Annotated in this window: 10 protein-coding genes; 5 read left to right on the plus strand and 5 right to left on the minus strand. The window is 69.8% G+C overall.

What is annotated here, in order from left to right:
* Positions 1-116: 116 nt before the first annotated feature.
* Both WH85_RS54330 and WH85_RS47990 read left to right on the plus strand, forming a co-directional pair.
* Positions 117-527, plus strand: coding sequence for a transposase (locus WH85_RS54330; protein ID WP_157411634.1), 411 nt, complete (start codon positions 117-119; stop codon positions 525-527).
* Positions 469-873: a transposase gene (locus WH85_RS47990; RefSeq protein ID WP_083449758.1), complete on the plus strand. Its 405-nt coding sequence runs from the start codon at positions 469-471 to the stop codon at positions 871-873. Before WH85_RS54330 ends, WH85_RS47990 begins: the two co-directional genes overlap by 59 nt.
* Before the next feature lie 47 nt (positions 874-920).
* Here the strand turns inward: WH85_RS47990 and WH85_RS47995 are convergent, their stop codons facing one another.
* The 3 genes from WH85_RS47995 to WH85_RS45115 form a co-directional block, all read right to left on the minus strand.
* On the minus strand, positions 921-2,048 hold the full coding sequence (locus tag WH85_RS47995; protein ID WP_052721295.1) for a hypothetical protein: 1,128 nt from the start codon (positions 2,046-2,048) through the stop codon (positions 921-923).
* 134 nt (positions 2,049-2,182) lie between these two features.
* A complete protein-coding gene (locus WH85_RS45110; protein ID WP_052721297.1) occupies positions 2,183-3,706 on the minus strand; it encodes a tyrosine-type recombinase/integrase in 1,524 nt (507 codons plus the stop codon).
* Positions 3,707-3,897: 191 nt separating this feature from the next.
* Positions 3,898-4,578: an HAD family hydrolase gene (locus WH85_RS45115; protein ID WP_045748377.1), complete on the minus strand. Its 681-nt coding sequence runs from the start codon at positions 4,576-4,578 to the stop codon at positions 3,898-3,900.
* A gap of 192 nt (positions 4,579-4,770) precedes the next feature.
* Here WH85_RS45115 and WH85_RS45120 point away from each other — a divergent pair, with 192 nt between their 5' ends.
* On the plus strand, positions 4,771-6,210 hold the full coding sequence (locus WH85_RS45120) for a sensor domain-containing diguanylate cyclase (RefSeq protein WP_045748378.1): 1,440 nt from the start codon (positions 4,771-4,773) through the stop codon (positions 6,208-6,210).
* 12 nt (positions 6,211-6,222) lie between these two features.
* On the opposite strand, the gene WH85_RS45125 is transcribed toward WH85_RS45120, so the two are convergent.
* Together WH85_RS45125 and WH85_RS45130 are read right to left on the minus strand one after the other, a co-directional pair.
* Positions 6,223-7,170, minus strand: a complete 948-nt coding sequence (locus WH85_RS45125; protein WP_083449759.1) for a YihY/virulence factor BrkB family protein — start codon at positions 7,168-7,170, stop codon at positions 6,223-6,225.
* 38 nt (positions 7,171-7,208) lie between these two features.
* The gene (locus tag WH85_RS45130) at positions 7,209-7,763 is read right to left on the minus strand and encodes a hypothetical protein (protein WP_045748379.1); all 555 of its coding nucleotides are present in this window, start codon (positions 7,761-7,763) and stop codon (positions 7,209-7,211) included.
* A 138-nt stretch (positions 7,764-7,901) separates the two neighbouring features.
* Here WH85_RS45130 and WH85_RS45135 point away from each other — a divergent pair, with 138 nt between their 5' ends.
* Both WH85_RS45135 and WH85_RS45140 read left to right on the plus strand, forming a co-directional pair.
* On the plus strand, positions 7,902-8,498 hold the full coding sequence (locus tag WH85_RS45135) for a DUF5701 family protein (protein ID WP_045748380.1): 597 nt from the start codon (positions 7,902-7,904) through the stop codon (positions 8,496-8,498).
* A 137-nt stretch (positions 8,499-8,635) separates the two neighbouring features.
* Positions 8,636-8,818, plus strand: coding sequence for a hypothetical protein (locus WH85_RS45140; protein WP_045748381.1), 183 nt, complete (start codon positions 8,636-8,638; stop codon positions 8,816-8,818).
* Positions 8,819-8,935: the final 117 nt, after the last annotated feature.

Below are 8,935 nucleotides of genomic sequence, written 5' to 3' on the forward strand. Positions count from 1 at the left end.
CTGGACACCGTGGTCATCCCGCACGTCCAGGACCACCCCGACGACGAGTGGGCGCAGCTGGTGCTCGGCCAGCTCGTCGGCGTCAAGACCGCCCTCACGCTGCTGGCGCGTGACGAATGAACGCCACGATCACGGCCCTGCCCCGCCGTCGCCGCTACCCGTCGGACACCACCGACACCGAGTGGGAGGAGATCCTCGCCCCGCTGCTGCCGGCCCCGGCTTCCACCACCCCGACCGGCGGGCACCCCGAGGCGCACCCGCGTCGGGAGATCGTGGACGCGATCCGTTACGTGGTCGACAACGGCTGTAAGTGGCGTGCCTTGCCGTCGGACTTTCCGCCCTGGAAGACCGTCTACGCCGTTCTTCGCCCGCTGGGCCAAGAACGGCGTACTCGACCACGTCCGCGATCAGCTGCGCCGTCAGATCCGCGTCGACGCCGGCCGGTGCCCCCGCCCGGTCACCGCCATCATGGACTCCCAGAGCGTCAAGGCCGCCGAGACCGTCAGCCGAGATACTCGCGGGTTTGACGGCGCAAAGTTGATCAATGGGAGGAAGCGGCACCTGATCGTGGACACGAAGGGCCTGTTGATGACGGTGAAGGTGACCGCGGCGGACGTCACCGACCGCGACGCCGCCCGGGAGATGCTGCCCGAGATGCGCGAGCGGAACCCCGAGTTGACCCTGATGTGGGGCGACAACGGCTACACCGGACTGGCCGACTGGGCCCGCAACGAACTCGATCTCACGTTCAAGGTCGTGAAGAAGCCACCGAACCAGGTCGGCTTCAAGGTGCTACCACGCCTTCTGTGGAATCTGTTTGTCAAGTTCGTGGCCGTGGAGCATGGGGTTTGGCCCGTTCGCAGGCATCGGTAACAACGAGGAACGCCGCTGGCGCCGCATCCCTCGGATGCTCACGAGGGTCAGGCTGTGGATTGGAGCCTTCCGAGCGCGACCATACGGCGCATGACCGGGATCGGGATGACGGGGTTGCGGGCAGCGTAATCCGCACTGTCCGCATCGAGCAGCAGCGTCACGAGGGCTTCGAGCGGCATCGAGGGATTGAGCCAGGCTCGCCGGCGAACGCCTTGGTCGGTGTCGGCAGCAAGTCTTCGGAGCGATTCTGGCGAGAGGCGTTGGTCCTGGCCGGCGGCTCTGCGCACGATCGGATCGGGGTCGCAGCTGAGCTGCTCGGCGAGCGCATTCGTGGAGGCCGGGTCGGTGAGGGCGAGGGCCCGCAGACGAGGGTTCGGGTCTGTCACGTAGTGCAGCAGATCGTCGCGGGGGAAGTTGGGGTGATTGTGCGGTCGGCCGGGGAAGGACAGGCTGCCTTCCCACCACGCGGCCACCTCCAGGAGCATCTCGGGTGGGGCGTCGTCGCATGACTCGGCGAGGAAGAGCCGCACGACGCGGTCCTGGTCGCGGGCGAGCGCGGCCGCCACGTCTGTGGGCAGGCGAGGTGCCCTGGCGACGCTGCGTCGGATCAGCAGTTTTGGCGAGGCCGCGAGTTGGAGCATGGCTTCGGCGTTCTCATGCAGGGCGCCGATCCACCAGAGCGCCACCGTCCGGTCGCCCGGGTCGATGTCAGGCGCTTCGGCGGCCATCGCCGCGATCTCCTCCGGCGTCTGGGGCGGCGTAGCGTCGGGGTGCGGAGCACGGCCGACACCACGGCCGCCGCGGGAAAGTCGCCGTGCGGCCAGTTGCTCCGCCGCGAAGCCCGCGAAGAGTTCTCGCTGCCGCGGATTCGGCGTGGTGGCGACAAGCCGGTCCCACTGCGTGGCGGAGAGGTGACCGGAATCCGCCGCGATGGCGCGCACGTCCCCGGCATTGTGGATGACTGCGGCATCTACGACCTCGGGCGGTACGTCTTCCCGAAAAAGAAAGTTGGCCTCGCCGGCATCCAGGAGGCTGAGGAACACGTCGACAGGCGCCGCGCGGTTGAAACCGAGCCCAGAGAGCCAGGACCGGGCTACTCGCCGGTCGAGGTCGGTAGTGGCAGTCAGCCTGGTCCAAGTCCCGTCAGGCGCGTCGGCAGGCTGCATGTCGGTCATCAGTCAAAGGCTAGAACACTGGACCGCCAGCCGACCCGAGGCCCGGGCGCATTGCGAGCAGAGCAGCGGACTTGCATCGGCCGCGCCACGCCGGCGCAGCGCGGGTGACAGGTTGCGTCCGGATCGGTGCCGGCTCAGGCGTGTCCGTGCCGGACATCGATGATCGGCAGCAGCGTTGCCGTGGCGGGGATGCCGATCTGACGCGGCGTCGGCCCCGCCGGAGTGGGCACGTCGGTCAGTCGTTCCAGGAGTTGGTCGAGCGCGGCCTGGCCGTCGTCGACCGCAGCCTGCTCGTCGTCGGTGAGTGGGATGCTGGCCAGCATCCGCTGAAGGTTGTTTTTGGCCTCCAGAAGCTGGCCCTTGCTGGAGGCTTTCGGCGTGTAGAAGTCGCAGCGGGCGCAGGCCATGCGGTGCTGGCATTGCTCGAAGAACGTGTAGGTGCAGTAGCCGTGCCCCATGTCGTAGTACTGCCAGGGCTCGCCGGCGGCTGCCGTGCCGCTGGTGACGGCGTCTCGGTCGACGAGGACCTCGATGGTGCGGACGTTGCGGGCGAAGTAGCCGGCGTCGTTATAGGCCCTGGCCAGCGTGTTCGGGGTGATCTTCGCGTAGTGCTGGGTGGATTCGGGGCTGCGGTGGCCGAGCCAGGCTTGCAGCTCGAACAGGGTCATGGGTTCCTTGGCGTTGTAGAGCTGGCTGGCGATGGTGGAACGTGCTCGGTGGCTGGTGATGTTGCCGCGGACATCGGCGGTGGGGACGCCGGCCTTGCGGCAGAGTGCCGGGATGATCGTGCCATTGAGGTAGGTGTTGGCGACTCGACGGGCTCTCATAGCGAACAGCAGGTCGACGTGCTCGCTGGTCTTGCGGTCCAGCATGCGGGGTTGCTGCGGCCGGAGGCTTTGCCATGTCTCGATTGCCTTGCCCAGGAGCGGGTCGACGGGTTTGGTGAACGAGGTGCCGGTCTTGTGGGCGGGGACGTCCAGCAGACAGACCGCGTCTCGTGCCAGCACCTCGTCGGGGTCTCCAGGAATCGGGAAGCCGTCGTGCTGCCAGCGGACGCAGCCGACGCGGAGGCGGACGATCTCGTTGCTGCGCAGGCCGCTGAACAGCCAGGTCAGCGACAATGCTCGGAGGAGTTCGAGCGGGTAGCGCAGGTTGTTGAGACTGGTAGGCAGATCTTCAGGCTCGATGTTGAGTCCGGCCCACAGCAGCTTGGCCCGGATGTCATCGGCGATGACGCGGGGATCGGGTCCGAGCATCGCGTGGATCGTTCTGGGCGTGGACAGGGCCCGTACGGGGTCGAACCGCCGGGGGATCCACTCCCATTCCTGTAGGTCGCGGAAGAACACTCGGGTCGCGGTGAGGTAGCCCGCCTTGGTGTGCGGTGCGACCGGCTGCCCCACCCGTTTCTCGTGGGCGGCGAGCTGCTGGACGTAGTCGCCGACACGGAGGCTGTTGACCGCGGCGACCCAGGCCGCGCAGGTCTGCCGCGTCCATTGGGCCGGCTCTGTTATCTGCGGGTGTTCGGCGGCGAGCCAACGTCCGACCTTCGACAGCACGGAGCGGTGGTTGCTGCGGACCTTGGGCGACAGCGTGGAGGTGGTGTGCCAGCGTTCGAGCCATTCGGTCCACGAACTGGAGGCGCCCTCGATGGCGGGCATCCGCCGGCGGTTCGGAGTCGGCGGCGAGGAGCAGTGGCCGAGGGCGGCCGCCGCCCGCTGGATCCCGTACAGAGCACCAAGAAAGGCGCTTCCGCGGTGCCGGCGTTCGGATAGGCGTCACTGTGACGGTCAAACGAACGCCTGCGCCGTATCCCTGCGGGCTGATACTGGCGTCACCTGCAAAAACAGGTTCAGAGACAGCCACTGACGGCGCTTGGCAGCTCGTCCATCGTGGTGAAGATGTGCGCGGCGCCGGCGTCCAGCAGGACCTGCGGGGTGTTGTGCGACGGGCTGTCCGGCGGGCAGTAGCCGAACACCGTGGCGCCGGCGGCGACGCCCGCGCGTACCCCCGTCGGGGTGTCCTCGACGACCGCGCACCGGGCCGGGTCGACGCCGAGGGCCGCCGCGGCTGCCAGGTAGACGTCCGGGGCGGGCTTGCTGCGCGGGGTCTCCATGCCACTGAAGATCCGGCCCTCGAACACGTCGATCAGGCCGACCTTGGTCAGCTGCAGCTCGACCTTGTGCCGGTCGGCGCCGCTCGCGCAGGCCAGCATGCCACGGTAGGAGCGGTCGATCTCGCGGACGGCGGCGACCGCGCCCGGGATGGGCAGCAGGTCGAGGGCGAGGGCGTCGTTGCGACGCTTGCGGAACTCCTCCAGCCACTCCTCGGTCACCTCGAACCCGGTGTGCGCGAAGATCACCGCGGTCTCGTCGCGCAGCGCCCGCCCGACGAACAGGCGGAGACTGTCGGACTCGGAGACGAACCAGCCGAGTTCGTGCAGCATCGTCCGGAGCACGGAGTTGGTGATGCGTTCCGAGTCGACGAGCACCCCGTCACAGTCGAAGAGCACAGCGGCGTAGGGAAGAACCATGCCGGTGACCCTAACGCGCCGGGCCGGACCGCTGGAAACGTCCGCGGGCAGGGGTGCGAAGCCCGTCCGCATGGTGACTTCAGCCGCGCTGGCCACGCTCGTAGTGGGGTGTGGTGAATACGGGCGTGCTGGGCGCCCCAAGTCACCACACCCGCCGTGGAGCGTGGTGACCGGGGTTAGCCTCAGGACGTGATGACCGTCGGACGGCTGTCGGCTCTCTGCACCGGCGCCGGGCTGCTCTTCGCGATCTCGCACCTGACGGGTGTCGCCACCACCCTGACGGTCGTGCTCGGGGTGGCCGCCTACTGCACGGCGCTGGGTGCGGTCGCCGTCGGCGTCCGCCGGCACCGCCCGTCCGCGCGACTGCCGTGGCTGCTCGTCGCGGGCGGGTTGTTCGGCAACCTGGGCGGGGCCTCGACCTTCTACGTGTACGCCGTACTCGGCATCGCCCCGCCGGGTCCCGGACCGCAGGACGTGTTCTTCCTACCCGCCTATCCCCTGTTCGCGGCGGCCCTGGTGCTGTGGCGGGTGCGGCGCGGCGGCCGGGACACGGTCGCCGCTGTCGACGTGACCATCGTGATCGCGGTGGTCGGCACGCTCGCCTGGCTGACCCTGATCATGCCGTCGTCGTCGGCGCCGGGCCTGTCCACCGGGCAGGTGCTGATCGCCACGCTGTACCCGTGCGGCGATCTGCTGATCATCGCGGCCGCCCTGCGCATCCTGCTGAGCGCCGAACGTCCCCCGCCGGCGTTGTGGCTGATCGTCGCGGGTGTCACGAGTTTCCTGATCACCGACGTCGGTTTCGCCGTGAACACCGTCTACCTGGGTGCCCAGCCGGAACTGATCGTGCTGTTCAGCACGTTCAACTATCCGGCCTTCGGACTGATCGGGGCGGCCGCGCTCCACCCGTCGATGGCGACGCTCGACCAGCCCGCCGCGGCGCGCAGCGACGGCCAGACGCGCGCCCGCCTTCTTCTGCTCGCGACCGCGTTGTTCCTCGCACCGGTCGCCCAGTTCGTCTCCTACCTCACCGGGGCCACTCAGTTCGTACCCATATATGCGTTTTTGTCAATGGTGTTGTCGGCCCTGGTGATGACGCGGATGTGGCTGATGCTCGGCGAACAGCGCCGCCTGGCGGTCACCGACGGCCTGACCGGGTTGCACAGCCGCCGCTTCTTCGAGGAGGCACTGGGCACCGCGACCGGCCGCCGCACCGGAGTCATCGGCGTTCTCCTGGTCGACGTCGATCACTTCAAGAAGATCAACGATGGGTACGGGCACGCCGCCGGTGACGCGGTGCTCCGGGAACTGGCGCACCGGCTGAGCGCGTCGGTCCGCACCCAGGACGTCGTCGCCCGTTACGGCGGTGAGGAGTTCGCCGTCCTCCTGCAGGAGGTGGACACCACCCTCGCCCGGGCCGTCGCCGAACGACTCCGCGAATCGGTCGCCGCCACCCCGATGGACGTGGGCGACGGAGTACTGATCCCGGTGACCGTCTCGGTGGGGGTCTGCACCCAGCCGGTCGCCGAGGGCATCGGTGACCAGGTCATGGTGCGTGCGGACCGGTCGCTGTACAGCGCGAAGGAGCACGGTCGCAATCAGGTGGTGGTCGCGGACGCCCTCGCCGGGTGACGCCGCCGGCCGTCAATCGCCGCGGTCGTCCCCGGCCGGGCCGGACGAGCCGCCACGGTCGTCCCCAGCCGGGCCGGACGAGCCGTCGCCCAGGCCGGACGGGGCTCTCGCCAGGTCGGACGGGTCGCCGGTCGCGCTCGTCGCGGTGAGCGCCGCGGCGAACAACAACAGCTGGTTGACGGCGCTGAGCAGCACCAGCAGCCCGACCGAGCCCGCGACCAGCTGGTACACCGGGTTGTCCTCGGCGGCCCGCACATACTTGCCGCCGAGCGTCTTGAGCAGTTCGATGGCCACCCCGGCCAGGATCGCCGGGCCGAGCAGGCGGCGCCATGACATGCGTACGCGCGGAAGCCCGGTCAGCGCCCCGCAGGCCAGGACGGTGTTCACGCCGGCGCCCACCAGGAACCCGACCACGCCCAGCAGCAGCCGCGACCATCCGTCGCCGGCGTCGGTCTGCGCGGCGATCCGGCCCGCGACGACCGTCGTCGCGTACGCGACCGCCAGGGACGCGACCAGCAGCACCGCCAGGCCGGCGAGCACGAGCAGGTCGATGAGCACCCGGGTCGGCAGCCGGCCGGGGTACTCGGGGAGCCGCCAGATCCGGCGGATCGAGGACCGGTACGCGTCGATCCAGAACCAGCCGGTGACCGGCAGGCCGACGAAGGCGATCACCCCGGCCGTGGTCCGCGCCTCGCGCAGCGCCTGCACGTCCAGGCCGGTCAGGTTCTGTCCCACGTACCGCTGGACGGCGTGCAGCACGGCCGGGTCGTCCAGGACGAAACCGAACACCGCGAAGCCGGCCAGCCACGCCGCGAAGGTCCCGAAGAACGCGTAGTACGTCACCGCGGCGGCCAGCCGGCCCCCGTCTGCCTCGTCGTACCGGACGGCGGCCCGCGCCAGATGGTCGACGCTGGGGTGACGCCGCCGCAGCCGTTGCCAGCGCGCCGCGATCCGTGTCATCGGCGTTCCGTACCCCCTGATGAGCGGGTCATGCCCGGTCAGGACATCTGCCACATCACCTCGGGCTCGGCGGGCGTCCCGATGATCACGCGGTCCGCGTCGGGAGCGGCGAAGACGAGGGAGCGGAAGGCGCTCGCCGGGTCGAAGTTGGTGGTACAGGCGGTGATCGGCGTGGACGCGGTGCCGTCGGCTGACACCAGGCTGAAGGCGTCCGCCGGCAGTTCCGTCGCCGACGCGGGCTGCACCCGGAGCGCGACCGCCACCACGGTGCCCGGCGCGCACGCCACCGTTCCGATGGTGGCGCCGGTCACCGTCACCCGGACTGTCGCCTTTCCGGCGTGCAGGGCGACGGACTGGCCGGCCGACTTGTTCAAGGCTTCCGGGTCACTGGTCCAGACCCCCGCCTCACCCACCAGGATCCCGGTGCCTTCCGCCCGCCGGCCATCGGTGCCGGCGTCCGCCACCGTGGTCGCGGGCTCCGCACGCCGCAACGAGCTGCCCACCACGACGATCACCACCACCGTGACCGCCAGGAGGAACAGTAGGCGCAGCACCTGCGCCGGCGTCAGCGAAACCGTGTCCCGCTCGTCCACGTCAAACCCCCATGATCATCGATATCGACGCACCGCATGGTAGCTAGGCTCCCGCTCGCATCCCCACCGCGCCGAGGCAGCGAGGTACCCTTCTCTCAATCTCCGTATTGTGTACGGAGTTAACCGCCTGGAGGTCCCATGAGCCTGAACCACCGTCTGGACCGCCTCCTCGAGGCCGGACTCGCCGACGCCACCGGCCGCACCGAGGCGGAACTCGCCGCCTGCGTCGCGGCTCTGCCCGACGAACCGAGGAGCATTCTGGCCGTACACCCCATGCTGGCCGGCGCCCGTCGACTGGCCCCACTGCTGCGCCGCGGCGACAAGCCCGGCTTCGTCGTCGAGGACATGACCGACCTCGACGAGTTCGCACCCATCGACGGGGTCACCCTGCCCGACAGTCCGCTCTACCTGCTCCGCGAACCCGAACGCGGCGACGACATGCGCAACTGGAGCCCCGACGAGGCGCTCCCGGCGATCCTCGGCCGCGGGCGGACACCACTCACCGTCGGCGAGGGCATCAGCTGGCTGCTCCAGGAACCGGCGACGCTCGAACCCGGCCACTGCTTCATGACGATCGGATCCCGCCGGGCGGGCGACGCTCGTACCCCCGCGCTCTGGATCAGCGGCGGAACCGGCCGCGACGGCCGGGCCCGCCGCGGCGCCCCCAAAGTCGGATGGTGCTGGGCCGGCAACCGCCACACCTGGCTGGGTTTCGCCTCCGCACTGTCGCGCTGACGCAGCGTACGCGCCGACCCCCGCCGACGGTTCCGGCACCACGAACGGTCCGGGCCCGGTGACTGTCGGCAGCAGGGTAGCGAACGTCACCTGACCTGGGCTTTCGTACCCGATGGGCGGCGTCGTACCGTGCCGTCGTGGTTTTCTTCGACGACGCCGACGCGGTCACCGTTCAGCACCCGGACACCCTCACCGACCGGAAGACCGTCCGCGGTGCCGCGAGCCGGCTGGCGGCCGGTGTCGGCGCGGCCTCCCTGATGCTTCTCGTCCTCCTCGCCGCCGGGGCGGCGACCGTGGCCATCACGTACCAGGTGTCGTAAGGGCGCTACGGCGACGCGTTGACATCCTCGCCGCCCTAAAGGACGGCGATTCCAGCCACGCTGCGCGTGGCACGCGCGGCGTTCTGGCGGGTTACCGCTTCACTGCGCGGTGCCGGG

This window comes from Actinoplanes rectilineatus, assembly GCF_000962825.1.
In the GTDB taxonomy this organism is placed as follows: domain Bacteria; phylum Actinomycetota; class Actinomycetes; order Mycobacteriales; family Micromonosporaceae; genus Actinoplanes; species Actinoplanes rectilineatus.

Bases quoted from the DNA above. Each gene is read 5' to 3' on its own strand.
- WH85_RS54330 (WP_157411634.1), top strand. From the start codon at position 117: ATGAACGCCACGATCACGGCCCTGCCCCGCCGTCGCCGCTACCCGTCG.
- WH85_RS45125 (WP_083449759.1), bottom strand. From the start codon at position 7,170: ATGACACGGATCGCGGCGCGCTGGCAACGGCTGCGGCGGCGTCACCCC.
- WH85_RS45120 (WP_045748378.1), top strand. From the start codon at position 4,771: ATGACCGTCGGACGGCTGTCGGCTCTCTGCACCGGCGCCGGGCTGCTC.
- WH85_RS45135 (WP_045748380.1), top strand. From the start codon at position 7,902: ATGAGCCTGAACCACCGTCTGGACCGCCTCCTCGAGGCCGGACTCGCC.
- WH85_RS45110 (WP_052721297.1), bottom strand. From the start codon at position 3,706: ATGCCCGCCATCGAGGGCGCCTCCAGTTCGTGGACCGAATGGCTCGAA.
- WH85_RS45115 (WP_045748377.1), bottom strand. From the start codon at position 4,578: ATGGTTCTTCCCTACGCCGCTGTGCTCTTCGACTGTGACGGGGTGCTC.
- WH85_RS47990 (WP_083449758.1), top strand. From the start codon at position 469: ATGGACTCCCAGAGCGTCAAGGCCGCCGAGACCGTCAGCCGAGATACT.
- WH85_RS47995 (WP_052721295.1), bottom strand. From the start codon at position 2,048: ATGACCGACATGCAGCCTGCCGACGCGCCTGACGGGACTTGGACCAGG.